General features: G+C 39.3%; 13 protein-coding genes and 1 pseudogene. 1 reads left to right on the top strand and 13 read right to left on the bottom strand.

What is annotated here, in order from left to right:
* Both AC1DRF_RS07955 and hflX read right to left on the bottom strand, forming a co-directional pair.
* Positions 1 to 704: methionine gamma-lyase family protein (locus AC1DRF_RS07955; RefSeq protein ID WP_477740554.1), on the bottom strand; the 704-nt coding region annotated here is incomplete at its 3' end.
* A gap of 14 nt (positions 705 to 718) precedes the next feature.
* Entirely contained in the window at positions 719 to 1,969 is a 1,251-nt protein-coding gene (hflX, locus tag AC1DRF_RS07950; protein ID WP_026106680.1) for a GTPase HflX, read from the bottom strand.
* A 289-nt stretch (positions 1,970 to 2,258) separates the two neighbouring features.
* On the opposite strand from hflX, the gene AC1DRF_RS07945 reads away from it, so the two are divergent.
* Positions 2,259 to 2,870 (top strand): trimeric intracellular cation channel family protein, encoded by a 612-nt coding sequence (locus AC1DRF_RS07945; RefSeq protein ID WP_097824482.1) that lies wholly within the window; start codon positions 2,259 to 2,261, stop codon positions 2,868 to 2,870.
* Positions 2,871 to 2,902: 32 nt separating this feature from the next.
* On the opposite strand, the gene spoVK is transcribed toward AC1DRF_RS07945, so the two are convergent.
* The 11 genes and pseudogenes from spoVK to AC1DRF_RS07890 all read right to left on the bottom strand — a co-directional run.
* Complete coding sequence (gene spoVK, locus AC1DRF_RS07940) at positions 2,903 to 3,859, bottom strand: stage V sporulation protein K (RefSeq protein WP_016765353.1); 957 nt, start codon at positions 3,857 to 3,859, stop codon at positions 2,903 to 2,905.
* 184 nt (positions 3,860 to 4,043) lie between these two features.
* Positions 4,044 to 4,268, bottom strand: a complete 225-nt coding sequence (gene hfq / locus AC1DRF_RS07935) for an RNA chaperone Hfq (protein WP_013058791.1) — start codon at positions 4,266 to 4,268, stop codon at positions 4,044 to 4,046.
* 32 nt (positions 4,269 to 4,300) lie between these two features.
* Positions 4,301 to 5,251, bottom strand: coding sequence for a tRNA (adenosine(37)-N6)-dimethylallyltransferase MiaA (gene miaA / locus AC1DRF_RS07930; RefSeq protein ID WP_477740553.1), 951 nt, complete (start codon positions 5,249 to 5,251; stop codon positions 4,301 to 4,303).
* Positions 5,252 to 5,351: 100 nt separating this feature from the next.
* Positions 5,352 to 7,229 carry a DNA mismatch repair endonuclease MutL gene (mutL, locus tag AC1DRF_RS07925; RefSeq protein WP_097824483.1) on the bottom strand — a complete coding sequence of 626 codons (1,878 nt, stop codon included), beginning with the start codon at positions 7,227 to 7,229 and terminating at the stop codon, positions 5,352 to 5,354.
* An 18-nt stretch (positions 7,230 to 7,247) separates the two neighbouring features.
* The gene (gene mutS, locus AC1DRF_RS07920; RefSeq protein WP_477740552.1) at positions 7,248 to 9,905 is read right to left on the bottom strand and encodes a DNA mismatch repair protein MutS; all 2,658 of its coding nucleotides are present in this window, start codon (positions 9,903 to 9,905) and stop codon (positions 7,248 to 7,250) included.
* A 163-nt stretch (positions 9,906 to 10,068) separates the two neighbouring features.
* The gene (locus AC1DRF_RS07915; protein WP_013084740.1) at positions 10,069 to 11,466 is read right to left on the bottom strand and encodes an amino acid permease; all 1,398 of its coding nucleotides are present in this window, start codon (positions 11,464 to 11,466) and stop codon (positions 10,069 to 10,071) included.
* A 177-nt stretch (positions 11,467 to 11,643) separates the two neighbouring features.
* Complete coding sequence (locus AC1DRF_RS07910) at positions 11,644 to 12,189, bottom strand: outer spore coat protein CotE (protein ID WP_013058796.1); 546 nt, start codon at positions 12,187 to 12,189, stop codon at positions 11,644 to 11,646.
* Between the two features lie 223 nt (positions 12,190 to 12,412).
* Positions 12,413 to 12,844: a YlbF/YmcA family competence regulator gene (locus AC1DRF_RS07905; RefSeq protein WP_098433290.1), complete on the bottom strand. Its 432-nt coding sequence runs from the start codon at positions 12,842 to 12,844 to the stop codon at positions 12,413 to 12,415.
* A 1-nt stretch (position 12,845) separates the two neighbouring features.
* Positions 12,846 to 14,375, bottom strand: coding sequence for a tRNA (N6-isopentenyl adenosine(37)-C2)-methylthiotransferase MiaB (miaB, locus tag AC1DRF_RS07900; RefSeq protein WP_013084741.1), 1,530 nt, complete (start codon positions 14,373 to 14,375; stop codon positions 12,846 to 12,848).
* A gap of 498 nt (positions 14,376 to 14,873) precedes the next feature.
* Positions 14,874 to 15,740, bottom strand: a complete 867-nt coding sequence (locus AC1DRF_RS07895) for a 2-oxoacid:ferredoxin oxidoreductase subunit beta (protein WP_013058799.1) — start codon at positions 15,738 to 15,740, stop codon at positions 14,874 to 14,876.
* Positions 15,727 to 16,567 (bottom strand): annotated as a pseudogene (locus AC1DRF_RS07890) (2-oxoacid:acceptor oxidoreductase subunit alpha); the annotation flags it as partial. The pseudogene AC1DRF_RS07890 and the gene AC1DRF_RS07895, both read right to left, overlap by 14 nt.

The following is a 16,567-nucleotide window of genomic DNA, read 5'->3' as shown; positions in this document are numbered from 1 at the left end:
GGATTCTTAATGAGCGACCCCGCCATCAAATCTGCTCCTACATGCGTTGGCTCGATTGTTTCTACAAATTCACCGTAGCAGTTATCGACAAATACTATAACATCAGGCTTAATACTCTTTACAAAAGAAATCATTTCTTTTATTTGCGCGACTGTAAAAGRAGGGCGAATGCCGTAACCTTTTGAGCGCTGAATGCCTATCATCTTTGTGTGCTCATGAATAGACGCTTTCACTTCTTCAAAATCCACTTGACCTTGCACTGTTAAATCTACTGATTTATAGCTAATATTATATTCTTTTAAAGAGCCTACGCCGCTTCCTCGTATACCAACAATTTCTTCAAGGGTGTCATAAGGCTTTCCAGTTATATATAATAGTTCATCTCCAGGACGCAGTACACCAAACAGCGATATGCCAATTGCGTGCGTACCTGAAATAATTTGCGGACGCACCAGACAAGCTTCTGTTCCAAAAACGTCCGCGTATACTTTCTCCAACGTATCGCGGCCTAGATCGTCATATCCATACCCCGTTGTCGGATTAAAATGTGAATCACTCACTCGATTTTGCTGAAAGCTTTGCAGCACCCGAAATTGATTTGCTTCAATACGCTCGTCAATTTTCTCATGTACAGGCTTAATTTGTTTTTCTACTTTTGCAGCAAGTTCCCGAATGCGTGCCCCGTTTTTTAACTGATCAAACATCATTTCTTTGTTCCTCAACTTTCTTCAAGCGTTTGTAGCTTTTTGTACAAGGGATGCTCTTTTGCAATATACCCTTTGCACTGATACTTCTCAGTTTCTTCATTGAATTTTAACGACTCAAGAATAGAGACCGTTTTGAGTTCAGCGAGCATTTTTCCTTCATAAGCCGGCAGCAGCACATGAAAAAACGCCATTTCTTTTTTCATTTCTTCTTGAATTCTTTCTCCAAGCTTCACTAAATCAGTAGCTTTAAAAGCGCTCATTGATAAAGATGTCGAAGCGGATGGGACAAATAGTTCATGCTGCATATCTTCTTTATTGTAAACTGTCAGCATCGGAATGTCCGTTACGTTCAGCTCTTCTAGTAAGCGATGCACTGTTTTTTCGTGGTTGTTGTAATCTGGATTAGATGAATCTACCACGTGCAGAACAAGGTCAGCTTCGGTTACTTCTTCAAGTGTTGAACGGAACGCGGCTACTAACGTTGTTGGAAGATCTTGAATAAATCCAACCGTATCCGTTAACAGAGCCGTTAGTCCTGACGGAAGTGTATACTGTCTTGTCGTTGGATCAAGAGTTGCAAACAGCTGATTTTCTTCAAAAATACCCGCCTCTGTTAAACGGTTAAAGATCGTCGATTTACCAGCGTTCGTATAGCCCACAATTGCAATTTGATAGACATGATTACGCTTACGTCTTTCTCGATAACGTTCGCGGTGACTTACCACTGTCTTTAGCTGACGCTTAATTTCATCAATTTTACGGCGAATATGTCTGCGGTCACTTTCAAGTTTCGTTTCACCAGGACCTCTTGTTCCAATTCCGCCTCCAAGACGCGACAAAGCGGTACCTTGTCCTACTAACCTAGGTAGCAGATAATTTAATTGAGCAAGTTCCACCTGCATTTTTCCTTCTCGCGTTTGAGCACGCTGTGCGAAGATATCCAAAATCAGCTGCGTACGGTCAATAACACGCGCAGATAACCCTGCTGACAAATTGCGGATTTGACTCGGTGACAATTCATCATTAAATACAATTAAATCAGGCTCTAACTCTTCTTCAAGAGCCACAAGTTCTTCTACTTTCCCTTTTCCAATATAAGTAGCTGGATGAATGCGATCGCGCTTTTGCGTTAACCTTACCAGCACTTCGCCTTTTGCAGTCTCAGTTAAAGATGCTAGCTCATCCATTGAATATTCAAAACGTTCGTCATCGTCATGAAGCTGACATCCGACTAAAATTACGCGTTCAAGTTCAGTATTCATTTCTGCTGTCAAAGATTTTTCCTTCCCTTACTATTAAATTGACAAATCATTCATATCATATCAAAAAAATGTCCATTTCTCCATCTTTGCAAAAGAGACAGAATACATTGTCTTTTACTAGTTTAACACCCTTTTTAAAATCTATAAAACGATGATTAAAAAAACATTGAAATATCACGAAATTCTGTATACAATTTGAGTTGGTTTACTTATCGAAATTTGAATCAGGCTGCCTGATTTTAAAATAATAGTCGCTACTTGGTGAAAACAGAATAAAGGGGATAGCATCATGACTTGGGACGTACTTAGCATTATTGGAACGATTGCCTTTGCAATCAGCGGGGCTTTCATTGCCATGGAAGAGGAGTATGATATTTTAGGCGTTTACATACTGGGAATCGTAACGGCTTTTGGCGGAGGAGCCATTCGAAACCTGCTTATCGGTATACCGGTGTCTGCCCTTTGGGAACAAGGACTCTTTTTTCAGATTGCTTTATTATCTATCACGGCCACTTTTTTATTTCCAAACAATATCTTAAAACATTGGAAGCGATGGGGAAACTTTTCGGACGCCATTGGCCTTGCAGCATTCGCGATTCAAGGAGCGCTTTATGCCACTCATATGAACCATCCGCTTAGCGCGGTTATTGTAGCTGCGGTCTTAACAGGAAGCGGCGGGGGAATTATCCGAGATTTATTAGCACGCCGAAAGCCTACTGTGCTTAAAGATGAAATTTATGCGGTATGGGCGATTATCGCAGGATTTAGCGTAGGGCTGCATATTACAAATACGCCTATAGAACTTTATACGTTATTTATCTTACTTGTAGGTCTTCGGATGTGTTCATATATTTACAAATGGCGCCTGCCGATCAAAACGATTCGACAACCAAACATGTAGAAAAAAAGCCTTTCGTAACGAAAGGCTTTTTTTCAGAGCTGAATATCGCTTGACGTTAAAGTTAGAAGCTCGTTGCGCTCAAAGCTTTCTTCTTCTAAAAGCCTCATGGATTGAGTACGTATGGAACGTTCGATAATGTTTCGCACATATCGACCGTTACTAAAATCCCTAGGCGTCTGATTGTACTTCACGTCCATAAAATGATCTTTTAGCTTTTTATAGGCCTCTGTACTAAACTGATACTGCCTGTCATTCATCATGTGACCGGCAATGTCCATCAGTTCATTTACATCATAATCTGGAAAATCAAAAATAAACGGAAACCTAGAGCGTAGCCCTGGATTAAGACTTAAGAAATTTTCCATTTCTCTTGGATAACCAGCTAAAATCAATACAAACTTATCATTTGAATCTTCCATATGTTTGACCAATGTATCAATTGCTTCTTTTCCAAAATCTTTTTCTCCCCCTCTTGCAAGAGAATAAGCCTCATCAATAAATAAAATACCTCCAAGCGCTTTTTTTACAAGATCTCTCGTTTTCTGAGCGGTATGACCAATGTATTCTCCAACTAAATCTGCCCGCTCTGCTTCAATTAAATGTCCTTTAGACAAGATGTTCATATTCAAAAATAATTTACCTAGCAGGCGGGCTACCGTCGTTTTCCCTGTTCCTGGATTTCCTTTAAACATCATATGCAGCGCCTGCTTTCCCGCTTTTAAGCCCTGTTCCTCTCTTTTTTTGTTAATATATAACCACGCATATATTTCTTTTATCATTTTTTTCAATTCTTCCATTCCAACCAGTCCGCTCATTTCTCGTTCAATTTCCCGAAGCGGCTCATGATTTATGACAGCTTTTTTGGCAGGACGCGGAATTGATGTCGTATACGATTTTTCCTTTTTTGTTTCATTATTTAAAATGATATTAATTTGCCCATTATTTTTAAGAGTTATCGGCTGCTCCACCATGTTCACCTCTCGTTTCATCCCACTTCTCTGTATCGCATAGCTGCATGCGATGAACGCGAAGACAATGATCTCTTATTACCGAAGAAATAATCGTCTATTATAAGGTTTATGTTCGATGAGTAAAAACAATGTTAAGAAACTTTTTTAAGCCTTCATTTGCATAAAAAAAGCATCCGAATATGCGGATGCTTCTCTTTAGTCTCTATTCAAGTTCTACTGTAATATTTTTATTTGGTACAAATGTCGAAATCGCATGTTTATAAATCAGCTGCTGTTTTCCTTCAGATTCAATTAACACAGTAAAGTTATCAAATCCTTTAATTAGTCCTCTTAATTGAAAACCATTTAAAAGAAATACCGTCACATAGATATTTTCTTTACGTAATTGATTTAAAAATTGGTCTTGAATATTAACTGATTGTTTCATTATTCGGCCTCCTCGTTTCTCTATCTGTTTACTTAATTCGCTTCTTTCTTCAGCTTTCCTGCAATATATGTAAAAATTTCAGCAAACTTTTCGGGAAATTTGTCAACTTCCATCTCTATCCATTTTACAGGCATTTTATTCCGAAACCACGTTAACTGACGCTTTGCATATCTGCGTGAATTTTGTTTCAACTGTTCAACGGCTTCTTCGAGCGTGCAGCGTCCTTCAAAATAAGCATACAGCTCTTTGTAGCCGATAGCTTGAATTGATTGTACATCATGCAGACCACTTTCGTACAATGATTTGACTTCATCAAGCAGTCCAGCCTGCATCATCATATCGACTCGTTGATTAATTCTCTCATATAATACGTCTCTATCCATTGTAAGTCCAATAATGCTTACGTCATATAATAACTCTTGCGACTGTTCTTTTGTATAGTCATTGAATTTTTTGCCGGTTACTTCATAAACTTCAAGCGCTCTGATTACACGGCGATGGTTGTTTTTATGGATAGCAGCTGCACTGTCTGGATCAATCTCTTTTAGCTTTTCATACAGGGGATCAATGCCATGAGCTTTAATAAATACTTCCATTCGTTCACGAACTCTTTCATCACTAGGAGTTTCTGTGAACTGATAATCATAAATAACGGATTGAATATAAAGACCCGTCCCTCCAACAATCATCGGCATTTTTCCTCTAGCGTGAATATCATCGATTTGTTTTCTTACAATCTCTTGAAATTCTGCCACAGAAAACGATTCATCTGGCTCCTTAATATCGATCAGGTAATGGGGAATACCCTGCATCTCTTCTTCTGACACTTTGGCAGTTCCGATATCCATCCCTTTATAAATTTGCATGGAATCACCTGAAATAATCTCTCCGTCTAACTGTTTGGCAAGTTCAAGGCTCAATTTTGTTTTACCAACCGCAGTTGGTCCAATAATGACAATAAGTTTTGGTTTCTCTCCCGTCATAACAACACTACTTTCATCTATAGGCATTCACATCATTCCATTTTATCCAAATGGCCATGATTTATTCAACAAAACGGCTAGCTGCAGCTAGCCGCATTGCCTACATCACTCGCTTAAACATTTTTTCCATTTCATACGTCGAATGATGAATAATAATTGGTCGTCCGTGTGGACACGTAAATGGATCCGTAGTTTTTCTCAATGTTTCAAGTAAAGCAAAAATCTCATCGTTTCGCAAATGATGATTCGCTTTAATCGATCCTTTGCAGCTCATCATAATAGCCGCTTCTTCTCGTAACTTTTCGATATTGACTCGTTTCATCGTAAAGATTTGCTGAATCATTTCTTCAATGGTTTCCTGTTCCTCTCCTTTTGGAAACCACTGCGGATGCGAACGAACTATATAGGAGTTTTGTCCAAACGGTTCTAAGAAGACTCCTACTTCAGCAAGCATGTCTTTGTATTCTTCTAAAATCAAGGCTTCATTTCCCGAGAACTCTAGCGTAAGCGGCATAAGCAGTTCTTGAACTTCTGAATCTACTTCTCCAAGCTTTCGCTTAAAATATTCGTACTTAATTCTCTCCTGCGCCGCGTGCTGATCAATAATAAATAATCCTTTTTCATTTTGTGCCAAAATATACGTTCCGTGCATTTGACCAATTGGGTACATCGCAGGAACACGCGGTTCTGGCTGCTCTTTGGCTGAATGGTTCGGTTCTGGAATAGGAGCGTTTTCTTCCACCGATTCTTCATAGTGTTCTATTTCTCGAAACGTTGGTTCAAGTTCTTCATCTTGACGTATGACCTCTGTTTTAACAGGCGGCATAATCTCGTCTACACGAGCAGGAGCCTCCTTAAAACTAGGCTCGCGAACCGTATTAGAGGGCTGATAGCCAGACGTTTTAGACTGATGATCAAATGTAAAGGTCTGCTGCTCAGTTGGCTGAACAGCAGATTTTGACTTAGTTGGTACTACAGCATCCGGAATTAACTGCTGCTTTTTAAAAGCAGCTTTCACTCCTTGTTCAATAAGCTCAAACAGCTCCGCTTCTTTACTTAAGCGCACTTCTAGTTTCGCTGGATGAACATTCACGTCCACTAACAAAGGGTCCATTGTAATAGTTAAAAACACGATTGGAAAACGGCCGATAGGTAAAAGGGTATGATAGCCCTGCTGTACCGCTTTTAACAGCCCGTAGTTTTTAACAAACCGACCGTTAATAATGGTGGACATATAGTTGCGAGAAGCTCTTGTAATTTCAGGAAGAGCGACGTAACCATTCACTTCATAATCAAGTGACTGAACGTTAATCGGAATCATCTTTTTGGCTACTGCCATTCCATAAATAGCGGCAAGCACTTGGCGCACATCTCCGCTTCCGTTCGTATACAGAAGCTGTCTTCCTTGATGCATCAGCCGAATTGAAACTTCAGGATGAGACATCGCAAGGCGATTGACGACATCCGTTACGTTACCAAGCTCCGTGTTTACCGTCTTCATATATTTCAAACGTGCAGGTGTGTTGAAAAATAAGTTTTCAATAACAAGTTCGGTACCTTTTCGGCTTGACGTTAATTCGTGATGAACGATTTCCCCGCCTCTAAGTTTAAGATGAGTGCCGGCTTCTTCTCCCGTACTCGTTTTGAGTTCAAGCATTGAAACTGAAGCAATACTTGGCAAAGCTTCACCGCGAAATCCTAACGTTCGAATTCGAAATAAATCTTGTTCTGTTTTGATTTTACTTGTCGCATGTCTTTTAAAAGCGGTCAAGCAGTCTTCAGAAGCAATGCCGTCTCCATTATCCAATATACGAATTTTTGAAAGCCCAGCTTCTTCTAGCTCTATTTCAATAACTGTACTGTTTGCATCAATAGCATTTTCGACTAGTTCTTTCACCACCGAAGCAGGTCGTTCAACAACCTCTCCGGCAGCAATTTTATTTGAAAGTTCGTCTGAAAGCTGCACAATTTTACCCACAGACTCACTCCTCTCACTCTATTTCTTCTTTAATGATTTTTGCAGTTCATACATCGCATTCATTGCGTCTAAAGGCGTCATTTCTAAAATATCCAGCTCTTTTAAACGATCTATAATTGCTTTTTCCCGTTTCGAAAGCGCAGGCTTTTCTTTTTTTTCTTCTATTTCAAAGAACGAAAGCTGATTGGCTTCATCTGCTTTTTTACTATCTGCACGTTCTTCTTGAACCAAAGAAGCACCTTCTTGTGAAACTTGTTGTGTCATCTCTTCTCTTTTTAGAGCCTGACGTACAGGCTCACGCTCAGAAGATTGTTCTAAATCTTGTAAGATGACGCGAGCTCGCTCTAGAAGCGGATCTGGAAGTTCTGCTAGTTCCGCTACGTGAATACCATAACTTTTGTCTGCAGCACCATCTTTGATTTTGTGTAAAAAGACGACTTTCCCATTTTTTTCAACCGCGCTTACATGAACATTTTTAAGCGCAGGAAGCGACTCATCGAGTACGGTTAATTCATGATAATGAGTAGAAAATAGGGTCTTACAGCCAATATGTTCATGAACGTATTCAATAATTGCTTGAGCAAGAGCCATTCCGTCATACGTAGACGTGCCGCGTCCAATTTCATCTAATAGAATTAGACTCGACTGAGTGGCATTTGTCACTGCATTTTTCGTTTCTAGCATCTCGACCATAAACGTACTTTGACCTGAAATTAAGTCATCGGCTGCTCCGATACGTGTAAATACTTGATCAAAAATCGGCAGAACCGCTTCGTCTGCTGGCACAAAACAGCCAATTTGAGCTAGTATCGCCGTTAAAGCGACCTGGCGCATGTACGTACTTTTACCAGACATATTGGGTCCTGTAATCAGTAAAATTGAACTATCATCCGTCATTTGACAGTCGTTTGGCACATATTCCTGCGAATTCATTACTTTTTCTACCACTGGATGGCGTCCATTTTGAATCGAAATATCTTCACTTGAAAAAATAGGCTTCGTGTAATGGCGTTCTTCACTGATTTTTGCAAAGCACTGCAGTACGTCAAGCTCACTTACTTTTTTAGCGAGTTCTTGCAGCCTTGGAATATATGCTTTTACTTCTTCACGGATTTGTAAAAACAATTCATATTCCAGCTCTACAATTTTCTCTTCCGCTTCTAAGATCAGCGCTTCTTTTTCTTTCAGCTCAGGCGTAATAAAACGTTCTGCATTGGTTAACGTCTGTTTTCGTTCATACATTCCTTCAGGCAAAAGATGCAAATTTGCCCGAGTTACTTCTATATAATAGCCGAACACGCGATTATAACCAATTTTCAGTGAGCGAATCCCTGTTTTCTCACGCTCTTGCTGTTCAAGTGACGCAATCCACGTTTTTCCGTTTCGGCTTGCATCTCGGTATTGATCAAGCTGTGCATGATAGCCGTCATTAATAATGTCTCCTTCTTTAATTGACAAAGGAGGGTGCTCTTTTAATCCTCTTTCAAGAAGATTAGCTAATCGCTCACAAGGATCAATGTCTTCAACAAGCTTTGTCGCATAAGGATGATTCAAACGATTCACAACCTCTTGGATATGAGGCACATTTTGCAATGATTTTTTTAATTGAATTAAATCACGAGCATTTACATTACCAAAAGCGACTCGACCAGCTAAGCGTTCTAAATCATATACGTCTTTTAGCAACTCACGCAGTTCTTCTCGTTCAAAAAACTGTTTCATTAAGACATCTACCATATTCAAACGATTATCAATATCCGCTTGTTTTAAAAGCGGACGATCAATCCAATTTTTTAATAAACGGCCGCCCATTGCCGTAACGGTCTGGTCTAATAACCATAGAAGCGAGCCTTTCTTTCCTTTTGAACGAATCGTTTCGGTTAACTCTAAGTTTCGCTTAGAGAACAAATCAATTTTCATATATTCATTGATTTGATAAAACTGCACGGGCTGTAAGTGTTCAAGCGAACGCTTCTGCGTGCGAGTTAAATACTGAAGAATACGCGCAAATGTTGCAATAAGCTTTTGCTGCTGAAGCGACTCGACTAAATAATCTAGTCCTTCTACTTGCTCTGTACTATTCTCATAAGAAATGGTAATCGTCATGCGCTCTTTTAGTGTTTGTAATAAGTCAGCAGGAAACTCAGAGCTTACAACGACTTCTTTTGCTTCTTTTGCATAAATCTCTGAGACTATATCGTGAAACGAACTAACAAGCGTTACGCTGTTTTCTCCTGTAGACAAATCAGAAAGAGCAAGACCAAACGTTTGATCCTCGAACGCAGTAACAGAACAAATATAGTTATTTTCCTTTTCATGCAGTCCGCGTTCGTTCATCAGTGTTCCGGGTGAAATCACCTGCACCACTTCCCGCTTTACAACACCTTTTGCATGCTTAGGGTCTTCTACTTGCTCACAAATAGCTACTTTAAATCCCTTTTCAATTAAACGCTCGATATACGTAGGAGCAGAGTGATACGGAACCCCGCACATCGGAATTCTCTCTTGTCCTCCTCCGTCTCGGCTTGTTAATGTTATTTCAAGTTCTTGAGAAGCTGTCGTAGCATCTTCAAAGAACATTTCATAAAAATCACCTAATCTAAAAAATAAAAAGGCATCTTGATACTCTGCCTTAATTCTCAAATATTGCTGTATCATTGGCGTATACGCTGCCATACTATTCCTCCATACCACATCTAGTTGTGCGTTTTTGCTACACGTATTATAACATAAGTCTTTCTTAAACTTAATTTATTCAAATAGAACAATCTTCAATTTCTTTTTATAAAACAAATAAAAAAGCTTCGGACGAAGGAAGAAGCTTGTCCGAAGCTTTTCATTATTTACTGCTGTTCAAATGACTATGCTTACGTCCGTATAAGAAGTAAACCACTAGCCCTAGTACAAGCCAAATTACGAAACTAATCCATGTTAACTTCGGAAGCTGAAGTGCTAAGTATAAACAGAACACAAAAGCTAAAATTGGAATCACCGGCACGAACGGTACGCGGAAACCAGTCGATTCTGAAGTTTGTTTTGATTTACGCAAATATAAAATTCCAATTGATACGGTCATGAAAGCAAAAAGAGTACCGATGTTTGTTAATTCTGCTAATCTTCCTAATGGTACTAAACCAGAGAAGATGGATACTAGTAAACATGTAATCCACGTATTTACTACTGGCGTTTGTTTTTTCTCACTGATTTTTGAAAAAGGCTTTGGCAATAGACCATCTCGACTGATCGCATAAAATAAACGAGTTTGTCCATACATCATAACGAGTAGTACTGTTGTAATACCAACAATTGCGCCTAATGAAATAAATCCTGCTACCCAGTCTTGGTTAATGTAGCTTAAAGCAAATGCTACAGGGTTTTTAACATTTAATTCTGTATAAGGTACGATTCCTGTTAAGATAAGCGATACGACGATATAAAGGACTGTACAAATCGCAAGAGATGCGATAATTCCAATTGGCATATCCCGCTGAGGCTTGCGTACTTCCTCGGCCGCTGTTGCTACAGCATCAAACCCAATGTAGGCGAAGAATACAGTTGCTGCTCCTGTCGCTACTCCCGAGAAACCAAACGGCATAAACGGCGTCCAGTTTTCTGGTTTAACATAGCTAACTCCTACCCCGATAAACAGAAGTACAACAGCCAGTTTAATAATAACCATGATAGCATTAAAACGTGAAGATTTTTTTACTCCTTGCGTTAAAAGTAATGTGATTAAAAATACAATCATAATTGCTGGAATATCAATATACGTGCCGTTTGCAGGATTATATGCACTCGTTAAAGCTTTTGGAAAATGTATGCCAAACCCTGCTAATAATCCTTGGAAATACCCGGACCATCCGCTGGCTACAGCAGAAGAAGCAAGACCGTATTCCAAGATAAGATCCCACCCTAAAATCCAAGCGATTAATTCACCAAATGTTGCATAACTGTAAGTGTATGCACTTCCTGAAACGGGAACTGTTGAGGCAAACTCTGCATAACAAAGAGCTGCAAACACACACGCAAGTCCTGACATAATGAAAGATATAACTAAAGCTGGACCGGCATGTTCAGCGGCGGCTACGCCCGTTAATACAAAAATTCCGGTTCCGATAATAGCTCCAATTCCTAACATTGTTAAATCGAAAGCGCCTAAATCCTTTTTTAATTTAACACCTTTAGAGTTGGTTTCACTAATTAACGTTTGAATTGATTTTTTACGAAATAAGCTCATAGTAAACCCCCAAGAAATACTTATCTGATATAACTAAATTTTCTGAAAATTAATGCATTATTTTCTTTAGATTTACTATACACTGCGGATTCGACAAAAAGCAATATATTTTTTTATTTTTATAAGAATTTTCTTAAAATAGTAAAAATAAAAAAACTAGGAAGAACTTCTTCCTAGTTACTCATCGTCCCCTAATATAAAATCAGGATCCAAATCTTCAAATTCATCGTCATCTACGTCTAAATCAAATTCGTCTTCATCATCGCAGCCTTTCGGATTTACTGCTACACAAACCTTGGTTTCGCCAATCACTTCCGCCAACAATTCTCTCTCTACTTGAACAATCGTTTTATTGCCATTTGGTGAAATTGTGCACTCTAGGCAATTTGGCTGCTGCAGCACGCGAACAATTACTTCGTAATCGTCTCCAATCGAATCTTCGTCTTTATAGCGCAGCTTAATATTATCTTTGTATGATACGGTTTCCGTCCAAACTTCGGTTTTTGTATTATTATTGTACGAATACCAGATGTTAATATCATATCTGCCGTCAACTTCTACATTGCTGCCGCTTTTCTTTGCTTTGTACTCATGGTTAATCACCCAGCACCCTAAGATGCTTGTTGGTCGATTTTTCGGTGCAAGCGTATGAGACGATTGTGTAAACTTGCGACCTTTACCTACGACTGCTTTTGTAATAATTTCTCTATAGTGTTGTGACATGTGAGCATACCCTCCTCAAACTATCTTCATTTCATCCTATGCAGGCTCATTCACTTGTTTGCACATTATTTTTAAGAAACTAGGTTTAAGGCATAAAAAACCTATGTTCCATTGTATGCAAGGATATAGAAAAACGTGACAATTATTAGAGAGAAAATCTGCCCAATTTTCATGCCACGGGATGCACAAAAAAATGCCTCAGCAAATTGCTGAGGCATTTTTTTTATGAGCAGCTAGATCCAGGGCTGTTTCGCACCTGTGAACCTGTTTCACCGCGCAGTAAATCACCATCTGTTGACACAATAATTTCATCCGTTACTGTGTTTGAAATAGTGTTAGCAACAAGTTGAAGCAAATCATTCACGTTTATTTGAGACTCTTGAAACTGCTGAATAATCGGCAGTTCATCCAGCTCTTCCTGTAAACGATCGATTTTTGCCTCCACTTGTTTTAACGCTTCTGTTTTACCATAATGTTGGAAATTAACAGCTTGTTTTTGCAAACTTTTAATACTTGCAATGGTTTCACGCACTTTTTGATTTTCGTTAAGCTGAGCTTCGGCACGCTTGAAGAAATCTACTTCTTCTGTTTCAGCAATCATTTTTGCCAGCTCTTGAGCACGTTCAATTACGTCACTCTTGTTATACTGCGCCATATTACTTCACCTCTGCTGTTTCTTCTACCATTTCCCCGTTTAATGTCCATGTTTTGGCTTTTGTAACTTTTACTTTTACAAGTTGCCCAATTACTGACTTAGGTGCTTTGAAGTTTACAAGCTTACTTTTTTCTGTGTAGCCTGCTAATACTTCCGGATTATTTTTACTTTCACCTTCTACTAATACTTCGACAACTTTACCTTCATATTCCTTCAATTTCTTTGCAGAAATTTCATTTACAAGAGCATTTAAGCGTTGAAGACGCTCTTTTTTCACTTCCATTGGTACGTTGTCTTGCATCTTAGCAGCTGGCGTACCTTCACGAGGTGAATAAATAAATGTATAAGCACTATCGAATTCAACCTCACGGTATAGCGACATTGTTTCTTCAAACTGCTCATCCGTTTCATTTGGGAAACCAACAATAATATCAGTTGTTAATGATGCTGTTGGAATGGCTTCTTTAATTTTACGAACAAGCTCTAAATAATGTTCACGAGAATATTTTCGTGCCATAATTTTTAAGATATCACTGCTTCCTGATTGAACAGGCAAATGAATGTGGTCGACAAGATTTCCGCCTTTAGCAAGAACTTCAATTAAACGGTCATCAAAGTCGCGAGGATGACTTGTTGTAAAACGGATACGAGCAACGTCAATTTTACGGATTTCGTCCATTAAGTCGCCTAGGCCGTACGTTATGTCTTCAAAATCTTTTCCATATGCATTAACATTTTGACCTAAAAGCGTAATTTCTTTGTAGCCTTGAGCAGCTAAGTGACGTACTTCTTGGATAATGTCTTCTGGACGGCGGCTTCGTTCTTTTCCTCGCGTATACGGAACGATACAGTACGTACAGAATTTGTCACAGCCGTACATGATGTTAACCCATGCTTTGACGCTGCCTTTACGTGCTCTTGGAAGGTTTTCAATAACGTCCCCTTCTTTAGACCATACTTCAATCACCATTTCTTTTGCTAAGTATGCTTCGTTTAAAATGTGAGGCAAACGGTGAATGTTGTGTGTACCAAAAATCATATCCACGTGCTGATGTTTTTGTAAAATTTTATTTACAACTGACTCTTCTTGAGACATACATCCGCAGACGCCGATTAATAGCTCAGGGCGCTCGCGCTTTAAGGCCTTCAAGTGTCCTAATTCACCAAACACTTTATTTTCCGCATTTTCACGGATCGCACACGTATTCAATAAAATAACATGAGCATCTTCAACAGAGTCAGTTGGCTCGTAGCCAAGGCCTAGAAAAATACCAGCCATTACTTCTGTATCGTGCTCATTCATTTGACAGCCGTACGTACGGATATAAAATTTACGTCCCTGTCCCATTCCATGAAACTGTTCATCGATTGCAAAATCATTGTGATAGGAAACTTCTTCTTTTCCTCGTTTTTTCGCATCTTTTAAAGAAGGTGGCATGTATACTGTTTGAAAATATTTACTGTAATCCTTTTCGGATTTTTTGTCCGCTGGATTAACTTGGTTGCTTTCTAAACGTTGTTTTTCGTTCATAAAAAAATCTCCTTTCGCCATGACAATTGTCACGTTGCACCTGTAAATCGCAAAAAAATGTGACAGCCTTATGCTTATGCATAAAACTCATCACATTAACATAGTATATAACTTTCAAGTAGCGAACACAATCATATACCTATTTTCTATACCTGTTTCGTTAAAATTTCTTTCGGCTTTCGAAACATTTATTAAATAACAAAAAGAGATTGATACATAACTAAATTAATCTATTTTAGAGACGAACAAATGGGATAAAAGAGCTCATAGAAACTCGCTTATTACACCGCTGTTGATTTCTGTGCAAAACTTCGCTTTCGGCGAGCGACCGATGAGCCTTCTCCTAGCTCTCCAATTAACAGCTAGAAGCCACTCCCTACATGAAACCTACGTTCGCTATCACTATGAAAAAATCCGAACGAGTTGGATTCTCCATCAAGAATCTCAGTTCACCGTTCGGATTTTCCCTCTACTAAACTGCTTTTATTGCAGCCTCTTTTACATAAATTCAGCTACTAGCTCATCAAATTTTTCCTCAGTCATACCTAAGTCTGCTTTTGACAGCGGCTCTTCACTATAACCATGAACAAGCTGCTGATACGACGGCTGATGCGCATTTTGATAAATAAGCCCTGTTACTAAGCCGTTATGCTCCATTAACGTCTGCATAGCTTGCATACGATTGTTTGCATCATAACCTTCAATTGTGCTAAGACTAGTTAGGTTTTCTTTAAACCAATCATACGTGTTCACTTTGTTATACGTTACGCACGGGCTAAATACGTTAATTAAGGAAAAACCTTTATGCTGGATGCCTTGTTCAATTAAGCTTGTTAACTCTTTTAAATTCGTTGAAAAGCTTTGCGCCACAAACGTTGCTCCAGAAGTTAACGCAAGCTCCATGACAGATAAAGACGACTCGATTGATCCTTCAGGCGTACTTTTTGTCTTGAATCCTACTTCACTGCGAGGAGATGTTTGTCCTTTTGTTAAACCATAGATTTGGTTATCCATTACGATATACGTTACATCGATGTTTCGGCGAATCGCATGTACCGTGTGTCCCATACCTATAGCAAACCCATCTCCATCACCGCCAGATGCGATAACGGTTAAGTCACGATTAGCCATTTTTACACCTTGAGCGATTGGAAGCGCACGTCCGTGAATACCATGAAAACCATATGAATTAATATAACCAGAGATACGTCCAGAACATCCAATACCTGAAATAACAGCAAGCTCATGAGGTTCTAAACCTACGTTAGCAGATGCGCGTTGAATGGCTGCCTGTACGGAGAAATCTCCACACCCCGGACACCAGTTAGGTTTTACACTGTTACGAAAATCTTTAAACGTTGCCATTTAACACAAACATCTCCTTACTTTTTGCGTATACTTCTTGCGGAAGAAATGGATTTCCATCATACTTCAATACGCTTTGAATTTTATCATGACTTGCAATATTCATTTTTAAAATATTAGCAAGCTGTCCAGTAGCATTGTTTTCAACGACGACTACTTTTTTAGCTCCTTGCACGTAAGGAAGCAGTTCGTCAGCTGGGAACGGATGAATCAAACGAATGTGAGCGTGATTTACTTTTATACCGTCCTGTTCCAAACGTCCCATTGCCTCTTCAATGACTCCACGCGTCGAATTAAATCCAACAAATAAAATATCAGACTCTTTTTCATGAGAGTGAACATGAATTGGCGTATTAAAACGAATTCCTTTTGTTTTACGAAGACGCTTATTCATTTGATCATCGCGGTTCACGGGAGATTCAGATGGCTTTCCTGTCTCATCATGTTCTACTCCCGTCACGTGATGAATGCCATGCTTCATTCCTGGAATGACGCGTGGTGATACGCCGTCTTCTGTTACGCGGTAGCGCTTGTAGTATTGTTTTTCTTCCAGCTCTTCTAGCTCTCCTTGCTGAAGCTTACCGCGGCGGATTTCAACGCGATTATAGTCAAGCGGTTCTACTGATTGCTTCCCAAGTGAAAGCTGTAAATCCGTTAGCATAAYAACTGGGCACTGATATTCTTCTGCTAAGTTAAACGCTTCAATCGTATCGTAGAATGCTTCTTCAACCGTACTTGGCGCCATGACGATCTTCGGAATTTCACCGTGCGTACCGTAAACCATGGCCATTAAATCAGACTGTTCTTGCTTAGTTGGAAGACCTGTA

The organism is Priestia sp. P5_B4 (assembly GCF_056400385.1).
The sequence above is the reverse complement of the archived record's forward strand: the minus strand, read 5'-3'. Positions and strand labels throughout refer to the sequence as shown.

Coding starts and splice junctions, on each gene's coding strand:
- mutS (WP_477740552.1), bottom strand. CDS start 9,905: ATGGCAGCGTATACGCCAATGATACAGCAATATTTGAGAATTAAGGCA.
- miaA (WP_477740553.1), bottom strand. CDS start 5,251: ATGACGGGAGAGAAACCAAAACTTATTGTCATTATTGGACCAACTGCG.
- miaB (WP_013084741.1), bottom strand. CDS start 14,375: ATGAACGAAAAACAACGTTTAGAAAGCAACCAAGTTAATCCAGCGGAC.
- AC1DRF_RS07905 (WP_098433290.1), bottom strand. CDS start 12,844: ATGGCGCAGTATAACAAGAGTGACGTAATTGAACGTGCTCAAGAGCTG.
- AC1DRF_RS07910 (WP_013058796.1), bottom strand. CDS start 12,189: ATGTCACAACACTATAGAGAAATTATTACAAAAGCAGTCGTAGGTAAA.
- AC1DRF_RS07915 (WP_013084740.1), bottom strand. CDS start 11,466: ATGAGCTTATTTCGTAAAAAATCAATTCAAACGTTAATTAGTGAAACC.
- spoVK (WP_016765353.1), bottom strand. CDS start 3,859: ATGAAACGAGAGGTGAACATGGTGGAGCAGCCGATAACTCTTAAAAAT.
- hfq (WP_013058791.1), bottom strand. CDS start 4,268: ATGAAACAATCAGTTAATATTCAAGACCAATTTTTAAATCAATTACGT.
- AC1DRF_RS07895 (WP_013058799.1), bottom strand. CDS start 15,740: ATGGCAACGTTTAAAGATTTTCGTAACAGTGTAAAACCTAACTGGTGT.
- hflX (WP_026106680.1), bottom strand. CDS start 1,969: ATGAATACTGAACTTGAACGCGTAATTTTAGTCGGATGTCAGCTTCAT.
- AC1DRF_RS07945 (WP_097824482.1), top strand. CDS start 2,259: ATGACTTGGGACGTACTTAGCATTATTGGAACGATTGCCTTTGCAATC.